Genomic DNA, 19,792 nt, shown 5'->3' on the forward strand with positions numbered 1-19,792 from the left:
ATGCTCGTTCTCCTCATCATGTTCATCATCACCATTCCAGTTCAGACCCATGCGGTGAAAATCGACCTTCCGGTTGACAGCACGCCGCCGCCTGAGACCGTCGTTGAACCGGTCAAGAACAAGCTGATCGTCGATACCAACGACACGATCAGCTGGAACGGGACCCCGGTAACCCAGTCGCAGCTCGCGGGCATCCTTGCCCAGACGCGCAATATGAGCCCCGAGCCCGAACTGCAGTTTCAGCCAGACGCACGCGCACGTTACCAGATCGTTGACGAGGTTCTGGTGACAATCAAGCGCAGCGGCATTACGAAACTGGGTTTTGTCGGCAATGAACAATATGGCAATTTCCAGAAAGCCGGTCAGTGACCTGATCGACAATCACTCCTGAGAAAAAGGCGGCGTAGCCATGCGCCGCCTTTTTTTGTGTCGGTGCCTTTTAATGTTCTGCCATCCTGTCTGGTGCAGACCAGACCGGGCATATATGCGCGCCATCCGACAGAACGGCACGCACGATTGGCGGCTCGCGGAACCGGGTTCACGGCCCAACGAAGGCGGACAAAACATACTGCCCAGCTGCCGTTACGGTCGGATGTTGCGTTGCCGCTCCGTTAGTTGACGCAATGTCGCCAGCGCTTCGCGCAGTGCGGCATCCATGTCGTCTTCGCCGGTTGCGGTTTCGCGGGCGCTGGCCGCATCATCGACCGGCGACGGTGCTGATAGGCTGTCATCGAGTACGAGTTCGTCATCCGCATCTGCCGGTTTCGGTCCTTTGGTGATCTCGCGCAGATAGGCCGCACCAGCCCGAATAATCTCGCTGTCGTCCTGCAGCGCCTCAGCAGGCGGGCTGAACGCGCGCGAAGCGTTGTCCGTCATTTCGGAAGCGGCAGCCTGATGGTCTGACAGTGCCTCTGCTGGCGCCGGAGCAAGTTGCACAACCTTGCGTTCATGCGAGAGGCCGGCTTCACTGGTTGAATCCGCCATCCGGCGCTTGAGGCCCTGTTCCAGCCGGTCAACGAGCTCAGGCAGGGTGAGGTCTTCCAGTGGCGCGGCTGCCGGTGCCTGCGCTGGTGAGGCCGCAACCGACTCTGTCTCGTCAGGCACTGGTGTCATCTTCGGCTCTGGCCCGGATGCAATCTCAGACTCAAAGCGCTCGGCACGGTTTGGCCCGCCCTCGCTTGCGGGGGCCGTCGTCACAAAGTCACGATCATCTGTCGCCGCAGCGTGCTCGCCAAAAACGAAGTCTTTGGCAAACCGTGTGGTGTCAGGCTCACCTACCAAATCTGCGCGGCTGCTGTCCGGTTGCCGTGCGCGCCAGACGTCTGTTACCAGCTCATGGTCGTCGTCCCAGGTATACGGTGGCCGCACTTGCTCTGCCAGCCGGTTGCGATGCAGACGTGCGATCTCGTCCGCGTCTGGTGAGGTCCAATCGGACCTCGCCAGCTCTTGCGATGGCTGTTCTGGCAAAGTCAGCGGTTGTGCCTCATCATCTTCGTGCGCCGTGCCAAGGTCGGTCTGCGCGAAAATCGGGCGGCGAGCGGGTGCATCAGGGTGACTGTCGGCCTGGCGCATTCGGGTGCCGCTGGGGTTGAGGTCGTCAAAGCTGCTGATCTCACCCTCTGCGGTTTGTTGCGAGCCAAAGCGCAGCGAGCGCAGCCAGCCCATCATGCCCGGACGGCTGGCTTTTTGCGACGCGCTGTCCGCATGGCTGGTCAGCGGAACGAGGGTCGGCAGATCCTCTTGGGGATCAGCCTGCGCGGGGCTGGCAGGGTTCATCATGGTGCGCGTCTCCTTGCGTGGCAGCAACGCAAACAGCGCTCCTGCCGTCAATGTTCCAATACCGCCGCACAGCGCCAACCGTGCGGTTTCGCCCAGCGGCGGCGCTGCAGCGGGCAGCAGTTCTGCGATGCCATAAGCGCCGACAAATGCTTCGATCGAGGCCATCGGGATGAAACTGCTGGCAATGGCAGCGAGCACGCCACCGCCCACGCCAATCAGCCCTGCATGGGCGGCGGGCGATAATGCGCTTGTCGCTGGCTCCTGCGGATCGTCGTGAATGGTCATAACCTGTTCTGTCAACCGCACTTCAGGCCGCACTCGGCATGCGGCTTCCAATAGGTGTTGTTAGCATGCTTTGGTAAACGGGTTGATAACGTTGAATGTTGCGATCCCAGTTGCGTTCGCTGGCGACAAAGGCGCGCGCGGCATCGCGCCGCGTGTCCCATGTGCCCCGCGCATCGATCAGATTGGCGATAGCGGCGGCGATTGCAGGTGGATCGTCTGGCGCAAACAAGCTGCCGGTGACGCCGTGGGTGATCAGCTCGCGGTGACCGCCGACATCGGATGCGGCAACCAGCCGTCCCTGAGCCATCGCCTCGAGCGGCTTGAGCGGGGTCACCGTCTCGGTCAGCCGCATTGCCTTGCGCGGATAGACCATGATGTCGATCAGGCCGTAGTAATGTTCGACCTCATGGTGGGGCACGCGACCGATGAAGTGGATGGCATTGCGCGCGGTCGATGCCTCAGCCTGCACGCGCAAAGTCGCCTCTGCCGGTCCGCCTCCTACCAGCACCAGCGCGACGTCGGGGTTGCGTTCCAGCATCAGCGGCATGGCCGCGATCAGATCGTCGAGCCCCTCATAGGGGTAAAAGCTGCCGATGAAGCCAATCACGGTCTTGCCCGTCAGACCCAGCGCGGCTGCACGCGCGGGATCAGCCGGAGCGGGGTTGCCGAACAGGTCCATGTCAACGCCGTTGGGCGATACCATGATCTTGCCAGGATCCACGCCGCGGCCGACCAGATCGTCGCGCAGCCCTTCGCAGATCACCGCAACCGCATCAGCCCCCTTGATCACATGGTTTTCCAGCTGGCGGGTCATCCGGTATTTGGGCGATCCTTCGCGCCCGGTGCCATTGCCAACGGCGGCATCTTCCCAGAACGCCCTGATTTCATAGAGCACCGGCAGGTTCAGCCGCCGCCCGGCGCGAAGCGCGGCGAGGCCGTCGAGCATCGGCGAATGGGCATGCAGCACGTCAGGCCGCCAGTCGCGCGCGACGCGCTCAATCGAGCGTGCAAGCGTCGCGACATCGCGCCATTCGCGCCAGCCCGGCGGTCCGGCGACCGCATCGAGCGTGCGGTGAAAGGTCAGCCCGTCGTGGGTTTCAACTGGCGCGACGGCGCTGCCGGGTGCCAAAGAACTGTTGTGGCGGATGCTGGTCACGCCCATGATGTCCATTCCGGCGCGCTGCTGCGCGGTCATGATTGCGCGGGTGCGAAACGCATAGCCACTGTGCAGTGGCAGGCTGTGATCAAGAACGTGCAATATCCGCATCATGATGGGCAAGCCTATGGTGGAAAAGGATTAACGCAGCGTCAACCCATTGCCGCTATCCCTTTGAAGGAATGGCAGCCAGACGCGCTTATGTCAGCGCGCATCAGGAATGTAACCCGCTAGATGGTCGACAATTTTGCCATTGCCCTGTCTCATCTGTTGATTGCGCTGACGATTTGGCGGCTTTTGCCGCGTCACGACCTTGATACAGAGCCACCGCCTCCGGCTGAAGAGGGAGACGGCGGCTTTTTGATGCCCGGGCGGGCCGGACGATCAGGTGGAACCGGTGTCAGCCACCAGCCGGCCAGTCGCCAACCGGGGGGCGCGCACGATGCGTGATCTGGCTTTCGTTGGCTTTTTGATGGCGTTTCTGGCGATGGGGCTGAAGCGTCCCTTCATCTTCGTGCTCGCCTATGCCTATATCGATATCGTCGCACCGCAGCGGCTGAGCTACTGGATGCTCAATGCGGTACCAGTGTCGCTGATCGTGTTTGCGCTCGCCTTTCTCGGCTGGTTGTTGGTCGATGACAAACGCGACACCCGGTTGTCCTTCAGGCAGGCAGTGATGGCGATGCTGCTGGTCTATTGCGCCTACACCACCAGCGTCGCCGATTTCCCTATCGATGCGCAGGGCAAATGGGACTGGGTGTGGAAGGCACTGGTCTTTGCCATATTTCTGCCGCTGACGTTGCGCACTAAACTGCGGATTGAGGCGCTAGCGCTGATGATGGTGCTTTGCGCCAGTTCGATCATCATTACCGGCGGTATAAAGACGGTGGCATCGGGCGGCGGGGGCTATGGGGTCATGCGGCTGCTCGTGGATGATAACAGCGGCCTGTATGAAGGGTCGATCATCTCGACCGTGGCGATTTGCATCATCCCGCTGATTCTGTGGCTGGCACGCCATGGCACTGTGTTTCCCTCCGACTGGCGGGTGAAGCTGTTCGCCTATGCGCTGGTTGGCGCGTGCCTGCTGATCCCCATCGGCACGCAAGCGCGCACCGGGCTCGTTTGCATCGCGGTGATGGCGATGCTGGCGCTGCGCTTCGTGAAATATCGGTTCGTTTATGCGGGACTGGCGGCAATGCTCGCGGTCATGGCCATTCCATTGCTGCCACAGGCCTATACCGACCGAATGGCGACCATCGGCTCCTATCAATCCGACCAGTCGGCCTCTACCCGCGTCGCCGTCTGGGCGTGGACCTGGGAGTATGTGCAGAGCAACCCATTGGGCGGCGGTTTTGAAGCGTATCTGCAAAACAAGGTCAAGTTCGACACTGTCGAGGCCACAAGCGACGGCACCAGAACCCAGATCGAGCGTCAGCAAGTGGTCGACGAAGGCCGCGCCTATCATTCGAGCTATTTCGAGATGCTCGGAGAACAAGGCTTTGCCGGGCTGCTGATGTGGCTGATCATCCACGCCGGGGGTATCTGGCGAATGGAGATGGTGCAGCGCATGTACCGGCGGCGTAACCGTGCAGAGGAGCAATGGGTCGCACCGCTGGCGCTGGCGCTACAAAATGGCCAGATCATCTACATGATCGGGTCGCTGTTCGTCGGCATTGCGTTCCAGCCGTTTATCTACATGCTCATCGCGCTGCAGATTGGCCTCGATACCTATCTGTCGCGTCGCCGCAAAGAGGCCGCCGGGCAGCCAACGATGGGCCAGAAAAGCCCCAGTTTGCTTGCATGAGGCGCAAAGGCCCCCTAATTGCGTCGCATGTCTGCCAAACCTGCACCTGAAACCGCCCCCATTCTGCCCACACCTCTGACCGCCGATAACTTCGAAGAACGGGCCTTAGGTTTGTGGAATTGGATCAGCAGCAGCTCCATCGAGATTGCCATTGCGGTTGGCGTCGGCACCGCGATTTATCTTGTCCTCGGTTATGCCAAGCGTCGTGCGCGGTTGTTTGCTGACAAGCAGGACGACCGGCTGTCGCTGGCCGCGATCACAGCGCGGACGCTGTGTAAAACCAAGCAGTATTTCTTGATCATGGTTTCGGCGCGGCTGGTGGTCGGCTTTTCCGATGCACCCGAAGGCATGTACCAGGTCACCAGCTTTCTGTTTACGGTTGCTGCCGTGTTCCAGACCGCGATCTGGGCGCGCGAGATTATCCTTGGGCTGATCGAGCGGCGCGCATCAAACAGCCATGATGGCAGCACCGAAACGCTGGCCAATGCGATGTCGCTGATCAAGCTGCTGGTCACCGTCATCCTGTTTGCGATTGCCACGATCACGGTGCTCGACAATCTTGGTGTGAACGTCAACGGCCTGATCGCTGGTCTTGGTATTGGCGGTATCGCCATTGGTCTTGCAGCGCAGGGCATTTTCTCCGATCTGTTTGCGGCGCTATCGATTATCTTCGACAAGCCGTTCATTCGCGGTGAAACCATTGGGTTCGACAACACCATCGCAACGGTCGAGAAGATCGGCTTAAAAAGCGCGCGGCTGCGCTCGCTCACGGGCGAGGAAATCATCATCTCCAACACCAATCTGCTGTCGAAAGAGATCATCAATTATTCACGGCTCAGCCGTCGCCGCACACGCTACAAGATTGGGCTGATTTACCAGACCAAGCCAGATCAGGCGCGACGGGTGCCCGGCATATTGAAAGAGATCGTCGAAAGCGCCGATGCGGTGTTCATTCGCTGCGGTTTTGTCGGCTTCGGCGCAAGCTCGATCGATTTCGAGCTGGATTTCGACATTATGAGCCCAGATTTCGAGGTCGTGTTCCAGGGGCGGCATACCATTGGACTGGCGATACTGGAACGCTTCAACGCCGAAGGGTTTGAATTCGCCTATCCCACGCAGACCACGTTTACCGCAGATCCCGATGGCACGATGATCTTGCCGTACCCTGCAGGCGGCTATGGCGCTGCCGCTTCCTGACGTTTCGAAGATTATGATTCGCGGTCCCATGCTCGCGTTTCCGTTTGCGTAAAGTGCAGCAGCGCCTGACAATGCCGTAGCGGAAGCTAGCAGGGGCTTGTGCATCGGGCCAGGAACGCCCAAAAGATGCGAGGATCAGCCCCGCGCAGGCCTGCCACGTAGGCGAGCCGCACAAGGCGGCGTTGCAGGAGAGAGAAACATGAGCGCAATTTCCCCGCAAGAGATGCAGGGCCGGGTTGGCGAGCAACTGGGCACATCTGAATGGCTGCTGGTCGATCAGGAAATGATCAACAAATTCGCCGATGCGACCGGCGATCATCAGTTCATCCATGTCAATGAAGAGATGGCCAAGATGACGCCGTTTGGCGGCACCATCGCGCACGGCTTCCTAACACTCTCGCTGTTCCCGGTGCTGATGCAGAAATCGGATTGCCCGAATGTCGAGGGCGTCAAGATGGGCGTCAACTATGGTGGCAACAAGGTGCGTTTCCTCGCCCCGGTCCGCTCAGGCAAGCGCGTGCGCGGCCATTTCAAGCTGCTCGAACTCGACGAAAAGCGCCCGGGCCAGTGGCAGCAGACGCTTGAATTTTCAATCGAGATCGAAGGCGAGGACAAGCCCGCGCTGATGGCCGAATGGATCAGCCAGTTTTTCGTCTGAACGGGAAAGCGGCAATTCATGTCTCGGATCGAACCACTCGCCAAGCCTTATCCTACTGAGTTCAATGCCCAGATGGACGTGCTGATGCGCGGTGCGGATCCGTTGGTGTTGTTTACCACGCTGGCCAGGCATGACCGTGCTTGGCGCAAATTTGGTGGCGGGTCCTTGCTCGACCGGCACAGCCCGCTTGCCTTGCGCCAGCGTGAGATTGTCATCGCTCGCACCACTGCCCGTTGCGGTTGCGAATATGAATGGGGCGTCCACATTGCAGGATTCGCCAGTCATGTCGGGCTGACCGATGCGCAGGTGTACGCCACTGTGCATGGATCAAGTGATGACCCGGCCTGGTCCACTGAAGAACAGGTGTTGATTGCAACGGTCGATACGCTGATTGACCATAAAGTGTTGAACGACCTTGAGTGGCATAACTTGCGGCATCATTTTAGCGAAGAGCAGGTGTTGGAGGTTATCCAGATCGTCGCTTTCTACCACGGCGTGGCACTTATTTGCGGCGCGCTGGATCTACCCCTTGAAACCAATGCGGCGCGTTTTCCTGCCGCCTGAAGGAGACTATCCCATGCGTGATGCAGTTATCGTATCGACCGCCCGTACCCCGATTGGCAAAGCCTATCGCGGCGGGTTCAACGCCACCCCGTCGCCAACGCTGGCTGCGCATTCAATCCGTGCGGCGGTGGAGCGCGCCGGTATCGAAGGCGGGCAGGTGGATGACGTCGTCTATGGCGCCGCGCTCCAGCAGGGTGTGCAGCACACCATCGGCCGCACCGCCGCGTTGCGTGCAGGGCTGCCGGTGACCGTTGCGGGCATGTCGATTGATCGGCAGTGCTCGTCAGGCGTGATGGCAATCGCCACTGCCGCCAAGCAGGTGATCGTTGACCGGATGGACATTGTCGTCGCAGGCGGGGTCGAATCGATCTCGATGGTGCAGACGCCCGAAATGCGCGTAGCTCCTGATCCCGAGCTGCTGGCGATGCATGGCAACGTTTATATGCCAATGCTGCAGACCGCCGAGACGGTGGCTGCGCGATACAGCATCAGCCGCGACCGGCAGGACGAATATGCCTACCGCTCGCAGATGCGCACCGCTGCCGCGCAGGCCGCAGGCAAGTTCGATGACGAAATCGTGCCGGTGACCGCAACCATGGCGTTCAAGAACAAGGAAACCGGTGAGGTCACAATGACCGAGGTGACGGTCGCCAAGGACGAGGGTAACCGCGCCGATACCACGCTTGAGGGCCTCAAAGGTCTGCAGCCGGTGATGGGGCCGGGGATGAACATCACTGCTGGCAATGCCAGCCAGTTGTCTGACGGAGCATCGTCTTGCGTCATCATGGAGGCCAAGATCGCCGAGCAGCGCGGACTTCAGCCGCTGGGCCGCTATGTCGGCATGGCTGCGGCTGGCACTGAACCTGACGAAATGGGCATCGGCCCTGTCTTTGCGGTGCCACAACTGCTCAAGCGTTTTGACCTCAGCGTCGATGACATAGGCCTGTGGGAACTGAACGAGGCGTTCGCGGTGCAGGTGCTGTACTGTCAGGACGTGCTCGGCATCCCTGATGAGCTGCTCAACGTCAATGGCGGCTCGATCTCTATCGGCCACCCCTATGGCATGACCGGCGCGCGCTGCACTGGCCACGCGCTGATTGAGGGCAAGCGTCGCGGCGCGAAATATGTCGTCGTCACGATGTGCGTTGGTGGCGGCATGGGCGCTGCCGGTCTGTTCGAGGTGTTCTGATTGCTTTGACGGGCGTCCGTTGCTGACCCTTGGTCGGTAGCGGACGCCCGGAACGCCTGCCATGTTCGTCCGTAGGTTCTGTGTCACAATCACAGGAGACAGCGATGTCGGACACACATGAAACTTTGGACGCATTCTGGTCCGCGCTTGAGAGCAGCCCGTTCCTGATGCTCGGCCTGCCCGCGCAGGTGGCGCACAGCCAGCCAATGACCGCGCAGTTTGATTCGCATAGCGGACCAATCTGGTTCTACACCACGCGCAGCAACCGGCTGGTCGAGGGGCTAACCTCAACCAGCGATGCAATGGCGCAATATGTTGGCGAAGATCACAAGCTGTTCGCCTGCATTTCGGGGACGCTCACCGTCGATACCGACCCTTCCATTGTCGATCGCTTCTGGACCGATATGGTCGATGCCTGGTATTCGGGCGGCAAAGCTGATCCCGATCTGGTGATGCTGCGCTTCGATCTTGCCCATGCGGAAATCTGGCAGGCCGATATGTCGCTCGTGGGTCAGCTCAAGATGATCTTTGGTGGCGAAGTCGCGCGCGATGATCTCGCCGGTAAGCACGTCGAAACCGCGCTTTGAACGATAACGATCAGCCGGGCAGGCTGATCATGCCATCCTTGTAGACGAAACCTCCGGCCCGGTCCTTCTTCAGCAGGGCCGGGCCATCAAGATCTACCCAATCTGCGGTTTGCGCGAGATGGAACGCGGGGTGGATGCCGAGACTCGTCGAGAGCATGCAGCCAACAACCGTCTTCAGTCCGCGCGCCTTGGCAGCGGCGTTCAAACGCAGCGCTTCGGTCAGGCCGCCAGCCTTGTCGAGCTTGATGTTGACCGCCTGAAACGTGCCGGCAATGCGCTCGATATCTTCTGCAACATGGCAACTTTCATCGGCGCAGAACGGCAGAGGCGATGACACGCCGTCAAGGTCTTCCTCAAACCCTGCCTCGACCGGCTGTTCAATCAGCTCAACGCCAAGCTTTTTCAGCGCGCCCGCCATTTCTTCAAGGTCCACCTCTGCCCATGCCTCGTTGGCGTCGACAATCAGTCGCGCATCGGGCGCACCGATCCGCACGGCGGCGACGCGCAACAGATCGTCCTCACCATTGAGCTTGAGCTTGAGCAGGGGAAAGCCTTTCGATGCAGCCTTTTTGGCGTCGGCCTTCATGACTTCCGGCTCGTTCAGCGAGATCGTGTAAGCCGTGACCAAAGGCTTGGGTTCCGGCAGACTTGCCAACTGCCACAAAGGCTTGCCGGTGGCTTTGACCTCAAGATCCCACAAGGCTGCATCAAGCGCGTTGCGTGCCGCGCCTTCCATCATAGATTTGAGCAGGTCCTCGCGCGAGATCGCACGGTTCTGTTTGCAACGCATGTCGATGGCTTCGGCGCACAGTTCGGCGGTCTCGCCCTCGTAATAGATCGGCGTGCCTTCGCCGCAGCCGACATGCGTGCCGTCGGTGACCTCGCAATAGACGACATCGACGTCGGTCTTGGCGCCGCGGCTGATGATGAAACTGCCGTTCACGGCAAAGCGCTCGACGCGCACGGTCTTTAAGCTGATCATGCGGGTTCGATTAGGCGGGTCGGGTGGGCAGGGCAAGGCTCAACATCGCCTTGCCGCTCATTCGCCCACCACCGGCTCAATTGTGCTTGGCGATCCATTCCTCGACCACCGGCGCGATCTTGTCCCGCCATTTGCTGCCGTTGAAAATTCCGTAATGGCCAACGCTTTCGGCCATATAATATTTCTTGCGCGTCGTAGGCAGCTTGGGCGCGAGGGTCAGTGCGGCGCGGGTCTGGCCAAGGCCGCTGATGTCGTCACGCTCGCCCTCGATGGCCAGCAGGGCGATGTCGGTGATCGCAGCCGGGTCGACCCGCTTGCCCTTATGCATGAACTCGCCTTTGGGCAGGCTGTGCGTCTGAAAGACGTTCTCGACTGTTTGCAGATAGAATTCAGAAGTCATGTCGCAGATCGAGCGATACTCGTCATAAAAATCCTTGGTCGAATCGGCGCTTTCCCCGTCGCCTGCGACCAGATGCTTGAACAACTCCCAATGGCTCATCATGTGGTTGCCGAGATTCATCGACATGAATCCGGCAAGTTGCATGAAGCCGGGATAGACGCGGCGGCCTGACCCCTTGTAGCGGAACGGTACGGTGGCGATGACATTGTGTTCAAACCACGCCAGCGGCCGCTTGGTGGCCATGATGTTGACAGCAGTCGGGGCTTCGCGCGTATCGATTGGCCCGCCCATCATCGTCAGCGTCTTGGGGCGACAGGGGTGCTTGTCAGCGGCCATCAGCGCGGCGGCGGCAAAGCAGGGCACAGAGGGCTGGCAGACGGCCAGCATGTGCGCGCCAGGGCCGATATGTTCGAGAAAGCCAACCAGATAGTCGATATAGTCATCAAGATCGAACCGGCCCTCGTGCAACGGCACATCGCGTGCATCGTGCCAGTCGGTCACATAAACCTCGTGCCCGGGGATCATCCGCGCAACGGTGCCGCGCAGGAGTGTCGCAAAATGGCCCGACATCGGTGCGACGATCAACAGCCTGGGTGCATCATCGGCAAGTCGATCATGACGAAAACGCAGCAACTGGCAAAATCCGCGTTCCAGCACGATCTCTTCGGTCACTGGTGACGGCGTGCCGTCAATATCGACATGGGTGATGTTGAATGTCGGCTTGCCGCGCGGCGCAGAGGCATGGGCGAACACCTCAAGCGCAGACGCCATCATCGGGCTGCCGCCGAAATAGCCCATCGGGTTGGTCGGGCTGCTCAACAGGTTGGCACTCATCGTGGCAAATGCGCTGGCACTGGCCAGAAACGACCTTTGCATTTCATAGGCATGGTAAAGCATCAAAATCCCCTGCAAAAACCAACGGTGCCGCTTTGCGCGTCTGTGTGGCGTCGGCTCTCTTACGGCAATGTTGCGCTGCACAAACAAAATTACAAGTAAATTGCGCGCACTTAACGGTGAAGCGTTCGCAGGGAATTGCTAGCACATCATGGTTGACACATCGGTTTCAGCAGCTTGCCTGCCGCCGCTGTCCGTGCCGCTGCGATACCTGCTGCCCAAAGTCGTTGAGTAGGTCTGGCAGGCCTGCTAGGCGCAGGCGCATGGCAGAAGAACACGCATCACCCGCTCAGCACTCTGGAGAAATCGCGCAGAATGACGGCGCAGTGTCCGATGCGGCATCACTAGGGCGCGGTCGGCGACGGGGCAGGGCAAAACGCGAACGCGGCAGCCCCAAGCAGCTTGGCAATCTGGCGATGATCGTGCGCTTTGCCTCCGCTTATCCGCGGATGATCGTCTGCGCGCTGCTCGCGCTGCTGGTGGCGGCAGCGGCGACCCTCGCGATTCCTGCCGGTTTCAAGATGGTGATCGATCGCGGCTTTGATGCAGGCGGCAGCGCCGACGACATTGGCCGCTGGTTCCGTTATCTGTTCCTGATCACGATCGTGCTGGGCCTGTCCACCGCGCTGCGTTTTTACTTCGTGTCGTGGTTGGGCGAGCGCGTGGTGGCCGATATCCGGCTGGCGGTGCAACGCAACCTGCTGAGGCTGGCACCCAGCTTTTTCGAATCCAACCGGCCATCGGAAATCGCCTCGCGCATGACGGCGGATACGGCGGTGGTTGAACAGGTGGTCGGCACCACGGTGTCGGTCGCGCTGCGCAACGTGGTCGTCGGCATCGGCGGGATCATCTATCTGCTGTCGCTCGCGCCGAAACTGACCGGCATGCTGCTGCTTGGCATTCCGGTGATCGTGCTGCCGATCGTGTTCATCGGGCGCAAGCTTGAAAAGGTCGCCCGCTCCAGCCAGGACCGGGTCGCCAATGTCGGTGCGACGACCACCGAGGTGCTGGGCGCGATGAAGATCGTGCAAGCCTTCGGGCAGGAGCAGCGCGAGGCGGCACGCTTTGGCGAGGCGGTCGAAACGACCTTCGCCACCGCGAGGCGGCGGATCACGCTGCGCGCCTTGATGACCGCCATTGTCATCACCCTGATTTTCGGTGCGATCACCATGATCATGTGGCAGGGCGCAGTCGATGTGATCGAAGGGCGGCTTTCGGGCGGTGACATTGCGGCGTTCGTGCTGACCGGCGGTCTGGTTGCAGGTGCCTTTGGCGCATTGACCGAGGTCTATAGCGATCTGTTGCGCGCTGCAGGCGCTTCCGGGCGGCTGAACGAGTTGCTCAACGAACAGCCCGAAATTCGTGCTCCTGCCCAGCCAATCGTGCTGCCAGAGCCGCCGCGCGGCCAGATCAGCTATCAAAATGTCAGCTTTGCTTATCCCACGCGGCCCGAGACGCTGGCGCTCAAGGACTTTTCGCTGCAGGTGACCCCGGGCGAAACAGTCGCGGTGGTCGGACCGTCGGGCGCGGGCAAATCGACGTTGTTTCAGCTCGCCCAGCGCTTTTACGATCCGCAGGCCGGGTCGGTGCGCGTCGATGGCGTGGGGCTGCCCTCGGCAGACCCCAAAGCGGTGCGCGAGCGCATGGCGTTCGTGCCTCAGGAAAGCGTGCTTTTTGCGGCCAGCGCGCGCGACAATCTGCGCTATGGCAATTGGGCGGCGAGCGATGAGGATATCTGGGACGCCGCACGCGCTGCGAATGCCGAAGAGTTCCTGGTCAAGCTGCCCGATGGCCTGGATACCTTCATGGGCGAAGGCGGGGCGCGGCTTTCGGGTGGCCAGCGCCAGCGGATTTCGATTGCGCGCGCGCTGCTGCGCAATGCGCCGATCCTGCTGCTCGATGAGGCCACTTCGGCGCTCGATGCCGAGAGCGAAAAGCTGGTGCAGACCGCACTCGAACGGCTGATGCAGGGGCGCACCACACTGGTGATCGCGCACCGGCTCGCCACGATCCGTTCGGCAGACCGAATCATTGTGATGAACGACGGTGCCATCGTCGAGCAAGGCACGCACGACCAGCTGTTTGCGCGGGGCGGCCTGTATGCGCGGCTTGCCAGCCTGCAGTTCAACGAAGGCCCGATTGCCGCAGAATAATGGCTGAGGACCCGCACCCGAGGCGGGCAGCGATCCGCCGTTTTTTCGCGGTTGCCTCGCTGTTCTTCTTTTTGGGCACCGGCGCGTTTGTTAGCGATTCGCCGATCCCGCGCAACGACAGCCAGCAGGTAGCGCTGCGCCGCCCGGTTGATCTGCCAGGCTTGCCGCTGGCGCTGGGCACAGGTGAGCTGGTGCTGGTTGATGGCTGGGAGCTGTCGAGCAATAACAGTGATTTCGGCGGTTTTTCTGCCCTATTTGCGCAAGGCGACGGGCGGTTGCTGGCACTGACTGATGGTGCGGTGCTGGCAGGCTTTACCATCACCGACGGCGCGATCGCTGCCGAAAGCTTTGTTGCGCCGTTGCCTATCCGCAAGGGCGAACGGGCAACCAAGTCGGATCAGGATGCCGAAAGCCTGACCTTTGATCCGGTCAGCGGCCGTTTCTGGGTGGGCTATGAGCAGATCCACCGCATCCGGCGGTTCTCGCCCGGATTTGGCCGGGCAGAGGCGAGTGCGCAGCCGCTGCCGATGCGCGACTGGCCGAAAAACGGCGGGGCGGAAGCAATTGCCCGGCTGCCTGATGGTCGCTTTCTGGTGTTCGCCGAGGCGCGTTATATGACCGAGGGCATCACCGATGCGCTGATCTTTGCGACCGACCCTGCCGAGCCGGGAGCAGCCTATGCGCGCTTTGGCTATCGTCCGCCTGACGGCTACCGGATCACCGACATTGCGCAACTGCCGGACGGCAGGCTGATCGCGCTGCATCGCCGCTTTGCGCTCGCCTCGGGGGTGTCTGCGAAAATTGGCCTGATCGACCTTGCGGACGTGCAGGCTGACGCCGTCGTCAGTCCGCGCATCATTGCCACGCTCGCACCACCGTTACCGGTCGACAATATGGAAGGCATTGCCGTAGAGAGCCAGGGACAACAGGCGATTGTATGGATAATATCGGACGACAATTTCAATGCATTCCAGCGCAGCCTGCTGCTGAAATTCGTGTTCAGCGCGGCACCCGCTTTGCCACAATCTTGATTTCGGCAATGCCCTTGGGATCATACAGCCGCGAGACCTGGACTGCTGTCCAGCTCGTGTAAGGTGGCACCACATAGGATTTGTGCACCTTGGACATCGTGGCAAGTTGCGCGTCTATGTCTGTGTGATAGCTGGTGATATCGACCACATCTTCCCATGAGACGCCGGCCCGGATCAAAATGCTGCTGATATTCTGATAGGCGCGATCAAACGCAGCTTCATCATCGCCCGGGCCAACCACGACACCCGACAGATAGACGGTGCCATCGGGGAGGATCACAGCATCGCTGAACCCCGCGCTCTCCTGAAAGGCGCGATATTCAGGGTTTTCTGAATATAGAACTTCGGCGAGGGTGCGGGTGCCGGCAGACGCGGGCACCACGCAAGCTGTCAGCACCAGCGCACCAGCGATCAGCCTGGCGCGCTGCCCGGACATGTCAGGCGGCTGCCTTTTGCAGTTCGCGCTTCACCTTGACGGCGCTGGACGACAATTTCTCGTCATTGGTTTTGAGCAGCCAGTTATCGAGCCCGCCGACATGTTCAACCGAACGCAGACCGGCAGTCGAGACGCGGAACTTGAAGCTGCGATCGAGCTTTTCGCTCATCAGCGTGACGTTCTGCAGATTGGGCAGGAACACGCGCTTGGTCTTGTTGTTGGCGTGGGAGACATTGTGGCCCACCATCCGGCCTTTGCCGGTAAGTTCGCAAATCCGCGACATGATTATGGAATCCTGATGTATGCGTTGCATTTCTGAAAGACGGGCGGTTAGCGTCAGATGGTCTGTAAGTCAACCGCTCGCAACCGTCGATACGTCGTCTTTAGCCAAATTTGCTGGCAGCGCAAAGCCATTCTGGCTAGGCGAGGGTGCATGACCCTCGACCATGCCCGCAGGTTCGCCGCCATGGCGCTTGACCAGGCGCGACAGGCCGCCACGCTCGGCGAAGTGCCGGTGGGCGCTATCATCGTTCGGCAAGGTGTCGTCATAGGGCAGGGCCACAACCAGCCGCGTGCACTCAACGACCCGACGGCGCATGCCGAAATCATGGCGATCCGCGCCGCCTGCGCCGCGATTGGCAGCGAACGGCTCACGGGATGCGACCTGTGGGTGACGCTTGAGCCATGCGCGATGTGCGCCGGCGCGATCGCCCACGCGCGCATCGCGCGGCTATATTATGCCGCAAGCGACCCCAAGGGCGGAGCGGTGGCGCATGGGCCCAAGCTGTTCGCGCAGGCAACCGTGCTGCACAAGCCGGAGGTGTATGCGGGCGTGGGGGAGGAGGAAGCTGCTGCTGTGCTCAAGGAATTTTTCGCTGCGCGGCGTCAGGTTTGATAAACCGCACGCGCACTATCCGTCAGCGCTGCCATCGCACCTCGCCATGGTCCCGGCCCAAAACTGATCCGCTCGACCCCCAGGCTCGTCAACTCTTCAATTGTGGGCATCCCGTCAAAAAACATCGCGTTGACCGGCAGAACAGTCGACTGGCAAATCGCAGCCAACTGCTCAGCGCTGTCAAGCCCAGGCACAAAAAAGCCGCTAGCACCTGCAGCAGCATAGGCTTTGGCACGCACCAAAGCGGAGTCCAGCCGGTCTGTTTCCGGAATTGTTTCTCGCCCTGCATCCAGCCACACATCCGTTCGGGCATTAATGAACAGGTCTACACCACAGGCGTTGGCCGCTGCGCGCGCCGCTGCAATTCGCTCAGCTTGGAACTCGGCAGGATGCAATCCTGCGCCACCGATGATCTGATCTTCGAAATTAATGCCGACAACCCCGGTCGCGACAACACGGCGGATGTTCTCGCGCAGTGTTGCAGAGTCACGCGCATAACCGCCTTCAAAGTCGAGTGATACCGGCAGAGACGTGCTCGACACTATTCGAGCGGCGTTATCCAGCACCAATTCCAATGGCATTGCTTCTCCGTCCGAGGAACCAAAGGCGCCAGCGACCGACGCGCTACCGGTGGCCAAGGCTGATGCGCCACCTGCTGCCACTGCAGCAGCGCTGCCGGGATCCCAGATATTGATCAGCACCAACGGATTACCGTTGCGGTGCAGGGCGTGGAACTCGGCAGTTTTTTCGGCTTGACTGGTCATGGCGCTCTCCTTTTCCTGAGGAGGGCTGTCACTGACCCGATACAGACGCGTCCTGATTCATGTGATCAAACCGCGCCGATAACCGCCATCAATGCACAAATCGCGCCACCACATCCCTGTATGACCGCGACACCTTCACCTGCGCACCTGACTCCAGCACCAAAAAGCATTCGCCATTGGTGTGCGGCTTGACCTGGCGCACGAGCGCGAGATTGACGATGGTCGAGCGGTGCACGCGCTGGAAATTGCGTGGATCGAGGCGCTTTTCGAGGTCCTTCATCGTCTCGCGCAGGATGAGAGAATTGTCGCCGGTGTAAATGCACATATAATCGCCTGCAGCATCGATCCGCTCGATGGAATCAACATCGACGCGGAAAATCTGGCCACGATCCTTGATGTTGATCAGCTTTTCATAGCGGTTCGATGCGGCGTGTTCGTCATCCTCGGCAAAGTCGAGTGCATTCATGGCATCGGGGGCGACCTCGTTGAGCACGTTCATCAACTTGTCGGCCTCTTCGCGGCCCTTTTTGTCGCGAATTCGCTCGCGGATGCGCTCGATGGCATCGGCAAGCCGCACATCATCTACCGGTTTAAGCAGATAATCGACTGCCTGCGCTTCAAACGCTTTGACCGCATGTTCGGAATATGCGGTGCAGAACACCACCAGCGGCGGTTCAATGTCCATGATGCCCTTGACCACCGAGAAGCCATCGAAGCCGGGCATCTGGATGTCCAGAAACACCAGATCGGGCTTGAGTGTCTTGATCTTTCGGATTGCTTCCCGGCCATTCAGGCAGGTGTCGATAATTTCAATATCATCGAATTTCTCCAGCCGAAGCTGCATGCCCTGGATGGCGAGCTTTTCGTCGTCGACCAGGATGGTGCGGATGGTCATGCCTGTACCTGCCTTTGTTCGCGTGTTTCGAACGGAATTTCGATGATCACGCTGTAGCCGCCCCCGGGAGTTGATCGAGCCTCGAACCGGTGCCTGTCCTCATACGCCTGAGACAGCCTGTCCCTGATATTTGCCAGCCCGACCCCGGTTGAAGCAGTGGCGCTGCTGCCCTGCTGCTTCAGTCCGGGCCCTGTGTCGGTGACGGTAATACGCAGGGTCGATCCGATAAGTTGCGCCGAAATGTTGATATCTGCGCCGTCTTCTTTTGGTGTAACGGCGTATTTTATGGCGTTCTCAACCAAGGGTTGCAAGAGCAGTGATGGAAGCAGCGCGCTTGCGGCCACGGGCTCGATGTCGAAATGCGCGCGCAGCCGGTCTTCAAAACGCATCTTTTCAATGTCGAGATACAGCTTGAGCGTCTCCACCTCCTGCGCCAGCGTCACCCGCGCGGTCGGCTCGTTTGCCAATGTGTAGCGCAGGAACGAGGAGAGGCGCGAAAGCATCGCGTTGGCAGGCTCGGTCTGCTTGAGCAGCACCAAAGTCGAGATGCTGTTGAGCGTATTGAACAGGAAATGTGGGTTGAGCTGATAACGCAGCATGGCGAGTTGCGCGCTGGTTGCCTGGCTTTCCAGCCGCAGCATCTGGTCTTGCTGTTCTTCGATGCGCAGGAAAAAGTTGATCGCATAATAGAGCGCCGACCAGGCCCCAAGCAGTGTGAGATCGAGGTAGAACGCACCGAGCAGGATCGCGGTGAAATTGCTGTCGCTGCCTGGACGATACAGCGTGGCCACCCAGGCATCGACAAAGGCGTAGAGCGCCGAGCCGGTGAGCAGCACCAGCAGCGTTACCCCCCAGGTGACCAAAGGCTGCCTGTCGATCAAAGTGCGGTAGATGACGCCCATCACCAGCGAGATCGAATAGCCGGTGATCGTGGCAATGATGATCGGCACCAGAAACGACAGCGGTTGGCCATTGGCGAGGCCGGATAATCCGCGCAGCGCCAGCGCGCCCGCCCAGCCCAAAGTCTGCAGGTTCCAGAACGCCCGGTTCTTGTTGGCAAAGAACGGTGTCGGCTTGAAGGGCAGCATCGCCATGGTCACAAGGGCTTAGCCGGATTTGCGCCACCGCCACAGATTTTTTTGCATCATCCCGCCGCTTCGATTAGGTTGGAATCACAAATACAAAGAGGATGCCCGAGCATGAGCGAGACTGTCGATACACTGGAGCACGAAGCGCGCGCCGGTTTTTCCGCAATGGTGGATGGCACGCAGGAAGATTGGGCGATCATTGCGGGCCAGTATTTTGCATTCGCCACTGGCCTGCCTGACCGGGTGCTGGCGCACCTGCGGCTGCTTGATGGCGATTTTGGCGGCTTTCCCATCGACCGTTTGCAGCACAGCCTGCAAACCGCGACCCGCGCGCATCGCGATGGCCGCGATGAGCAATATGTCGTGATGGCATTGCTTCACGATATCGGCGACACTTTGGGCAGCTACAATCATCCCGATGTCGCAGCCGCGATCATCAAGCCGTTCGTGTCGGACGAAGTGCACTGGATCTGCGCCAACCACGGCGCTTTTCAGGGCTATTATTACTTCCACTTCATCGGCGGCGACCGCAACCTGCGCGACAATTTCCGCGATCACCCGCATTTCAATGCCTGCGCCGAATTCTGCGAGAAATACGATCAGGCCGCATTCGATGCGGATTATGACAGCGAACCGCTGGCGTTCTTCGAACCGATGCTGCGCCGCGTGATGGCAAGGCCGCTTAAGTCAATGTATGCGAAGGCCGCTGAGGCGGCTTGATGGGTGCGCTGGGTTTCGGCGCCCGGGGGCCAGCACTTGGCGAGTGGCATTCTGCCCAGCGACATCCGTTCATCCTGAGCCTGTCGAAGGACCCGCGCGCACGCTGGCCGCATAACGAGGCCTTCGACAAGCTCATGCTGAGCGGATGTGGGGCGGCTTAGAGCTTTTCTGGATAAAAGCTGATGGGGTGGACGCCCCCCGACGGCATCTATGTGCCAAAGTGGAGGTGTTGATTCACTACTGAGGGAGGCGTCCGTGTCGCAAGTTAGCACAATAGGTCTGGATATCGCCAAGAACGTTTTTCATGCGCACGGT

The 19,792-nt window shown here is 60.2% G+C and carries 20 protein-coding genes; 11 read left to right on the forward strand and 9 right to left on the reverse strand.

Annotation, left to right across the window (positions count from 1 at the left end; all coding sequences use genetic code 11):
* Positions 1 to 369, forward strand: a 369-nt coding sequence (locus ACEW8G_RS08710; protein WP_373488036.1) for an ExbD/TolR family protein, incomplete at its 5' end; no start/stop codon positions are given.
* A 213-nt stretch (positions 370 to 582) separates the two neighbouring features.
* Here ACEW8G_RS08710 and ACEW8G_RS08715 read toward each other — a convergent pair.
* Positions 583 to 2,064 (reverse strand): hypothetical protein, encoded by a 1,482-nt coding sequence (locus ACEW8G_RS08715; protein WP_373488037.1) that lies wholly within the window; start codon positions 2,062 to 2,064, stop codon positions 583 to 585.
* A 22-nt stretch (positions 2,065 to 2,086) separates the two neighbouring features.
* The gene (locus ACEW8G_RS08720; protein WP_373488038.1) at positions 2,087 to 3,334 is read right to left on the reverse strand and encodes a TIGR04063 family PEP-CTERM/XrtA system glycosyltransferase; all 1,248 of its coding nucleotides are present in this window, start codon (positions 3,332 to 3,334) and stop codon (positions 2,087 to 2,089) included.
* A 328-nt stretch (positions 3,335 to 3,662) separates the two neighbouring features.
* On the opposite strand from ACEW8G_RS08720, the gene ACEW8G_RS08725 reads away from it, so the two are divergent.
* From ACEW8G_RS08725 to ACEW8G_RS08750, 6 genes are all read left to right on the forward strand, one after another.
* Entirely contained in the window at positions 3,663 to 5,024 is a 1,362-nt protein-coding gene (locus tag ACEW8G_RS08725; protein ID WP_373488054.1) for a putative O-glycosylation ligase, exosortase A system-associated, read from the forward strand.
* A gap of 27 nt (positions 5,025 to 5,051) precedes the next feature.
* The gene (locus ACEW8G_RS08730) at positions 5,052 to 6,221 is read left to right on the forward strand and encodes a mechanosensitive ion channel family protein (protein WP_373488055.1); all 1,170 of its coding nucleotides are present in this window, start codon (positions 5,052 to 5,054) and stop codon (positions 6,219 to 6,221) included.
* A gap of 199 nt (positions 6,222 to 6,420) precedes the next feature.
* The gene (locus ACEW8G_RS08735; protein ID WP_373488039.1) at positions 6,421 to 6,879 is read left to right on the forward strand and encodes a MaoC family dehydratase; all 459 of its coding nucleotides are present in this window, start codon (positions 6,421 to 6,423) and stop codon (positions 6,877 to 6,879) included.
* A gap of 72 nt (positions 6,880 to 6,951) precedes the next feature.
* The gene (locus tag ACEW8G_RS08740) at positions 6,952 to 7,443 is read left to right on the forward strand and encodes a carboxymuconolactone decarboxylase family protein (protein WP_373488040.1); all 492 of its coding nucleotides are present in this window, start codon (positions 6,952 to 6,954) and stop codon (positions 7,441 to 7,443) included.
* Positions 7,444 to 7,456: 13 nt separating this feature from the next.
* On the forward strand, positions 7,457 to 8,632 hold the full coding sequence (locus tag ACEW8G_RS08745) for an acetyl-CoA C-acyltransferase (protein WP_373488041.1): 1,176 nt from the start codon (positions 7,457 to 7,459) through the stop codon (positions 8,630 to 8,632).
* A 104-nt stretch (positions 8,633 to 8,736) separates the two neighbouring features.
* Positions 8,737 to 9,219, forward strand: a complete 483-nt coding sequence (locus tag ACEW8G_RS08750; protein WP_373488042.1) for a pyridoxamine 5'-phosphate oxidase family protein — start codon at positions 8,737 to 8,739, stop codon at positions 9,217 to 9,219.
* A gap of 10 nt (positions 9,220 to 9,229) precedes the next feature.
* Here ACEW8G_RS08750 and ACEW8G_RS08755 read toward each other — a convergent pair whose 3' ends face one another.
* Together ACEW8G_RS08755 and ACEW8G_RS08760 are read right to left on the reverse strand one after the other, a co-directional pair.
* Positions 9,230 to 10,201 carry a dipeptide epimerase gene (locus tag ACEW8G_RS08755; protein ID WP_373488043.1) on the reverse strand — a complete coding sequence of 324 codons (972 nt, stop codon included), beginning with the start codon at positions 10,199 to 10,201 and terminating at the stop codon, positions 9,230 to 9,232.
* A 76-nt stretch (positions 10,202 to 10,277) separates the two neighbouring features.
* Positions 10,278 to 11,498, reverse strand: a complete 1,221-nt coding sequence (locus ACEW8G_RS08760) for a polyhydroxyalkanoate depolymerase (RefSeq protein WP_373488044.1) — start codon at positions 11,496 to 11,498, stop codon at positions 10,278 to 10,280.
* A gap of 260 nt (positions 11,499 to 11,758) precedes the next feature.
* Here ACEW8G_RS08760 and ACEW8G_RS08765 point away from each other — a divergent pair, with 260 nt between their 5' ends.
* Both ACEW8G_RS08765 and ACEW8G_RS08770 read left to right on the forward strand, forming a co-directional pair.
* Positions 11,759 to 13,648 carry an ABC transporter transmembrane domain-containing protein gene (locus ACEW8G_RS08765; protein ID WP_373488045.1) on the forward strand — a complete coding sequence of 630 codons (1,890 nt, stop codon included), beginning with the start codon at positions 11,759 to 11,761 and terminating at the stop codon, positions 13,646 to 13,648.
* Complete coding sequence (locus ACEW8G_RS08770; protein WP_373488046.1) at positions 13,648 to 14,679, forward strand: esterase-like activity of phytase family protein; 1,032 nt, start codon at positions 13,648 to 13,650, stop codon at positions 14,677 to 14,679. Before ACEW8G_RS08765 ends, ACEW8G_RS08770 begins: the two co-directional genes overlap by 1 nt.
* Here ACEW8G_RS08770 and ACEW8G_RS08775 read toward each other — a convergent pair.
* Together ACEW8G_RS08775 and rpmB are read right to left on the reverse strand one after the other, a co-directional pair.
* Positions 14,648 to 15,115 (reverse strand): Rid family hydrolase, encoded by a 468-nt coding sequence (locus ACEW8G_RS08775; protein ID WP_373488047.1) that lies wholly within the window; start codon positions 15,113 to 15,115, stop codon positions 14,648 to 14,650. The genes ACEW8G_RS08770 and ACEW8G_RS08775 overlap by 32 nt on opposite strands.
* 1 nt (position 15,116) lies before the next feature.
* Complete coding sequence (gene rpmB / locus ACEW8G_RS08780; RefSeq protein ID WP_373488048.1) at positions 15,117 to 15,398, reverse strand: 50S ribosomal protein L28; 282 nt, start codon at positions 15,396 to 15,398, stop codon at positions 15,117 to 15,119.
* A 150-nt stretch (positions 15,399 to 15,548) separates the two neighbouring features.
* Between rpmB and ACEW8G_RS08785 the strand changes: the two genes are divergently transcribed.
* Positions 15,549 to 16,010: a nucleoside deaminase gene (locus ACEW8G_RS08785; protein ID WP_373488049.1), complete on the forward strand. Its 462-nt coding sequence runs from the start codon at positions 15,549 to 15,551 to the stop codon at positions 16,008 to 16,010.
* Here the strand turns inward: ACEW8G_RS08785 and ACEW8G_RS08790 are convergent.
* The 3 genes from ACEW8G_RS08790 to ACEW8G_RS08800 all read right to left on the reverse strand — a co-directional run bounded on the left by ACEW8G_RS08790 (position 16,001) and on the right by ACEW8G_RS08800 (position 18,763).
* Positions 16,001 to 16,774 (reverse strand): isocitrate lyase/phosphoenolpyruvate mutase family protein, encoded by a 774-nt coding sequence (locus ACEW8G_RS08790; protein ID WP_373488050.1) that lies wholly within the window; start codon positions 16,772 to 16,774, stop codon positions 16,001 to 16,003. The genes ACEW8G_RS08785 and ACEW8G_RS08790 overlap by 10 nt on opposite strands.
* Before the next feature lie 88 nt (positions 16,775 to 16,862).
* The gene (locus tag ACEW8G_RS08795; protein ID WP_373488051.1) at positions 16,863 to 17,669 is read right to left on the reverse strand and encodes a LytR/AlgR family response regulator transcription factor; all 807 of its coding nucleotides are present in this window, start codon (positions 17,667 to 17,669) and stop codon (positions 16,863 to 16,865) included.
* Entirely contained in the window at positions 17,666 to 18,763 is a 1,098-nt protein-coding gene (locus ACEW8G_RS08800) for a sensor histidine kinase (RefSeq protein ID WP_373488052.1), read from the reverse strand. Before ACEW8G_RS08800 ends, ACEW8G_RS08795 begins: the two co-directional genes overlap by 4 nt.
* Before the next feature lie 105 nt (positions 18,764 to 18,868).
* Between ACEW8G_RS08800 and ACEW8G_RS08805 the strand changes: the two genes are divergently transcribed.
* Entirely contained in the window at positions 18,869 to 19,477 is a 609-nt protein-coding gene (locus ACEW8G_RS08805) for an HD domain-containing protein (RefSeq protein ID WP_373488053.1), read from the forward strand.
* The last annotated feature ends 315 nt before the right edge of the window (positions 19,478 to 19,792 follow it).

The sequence above is a fragment of the Blastomonas sp. genome (assembly GCF_041747255.1).
GTDB lineage: Bacteria > Pseudomonadota > Alphaproteobacteria > Sphingomonadales > Sphingomonadaceae > Blastomonas.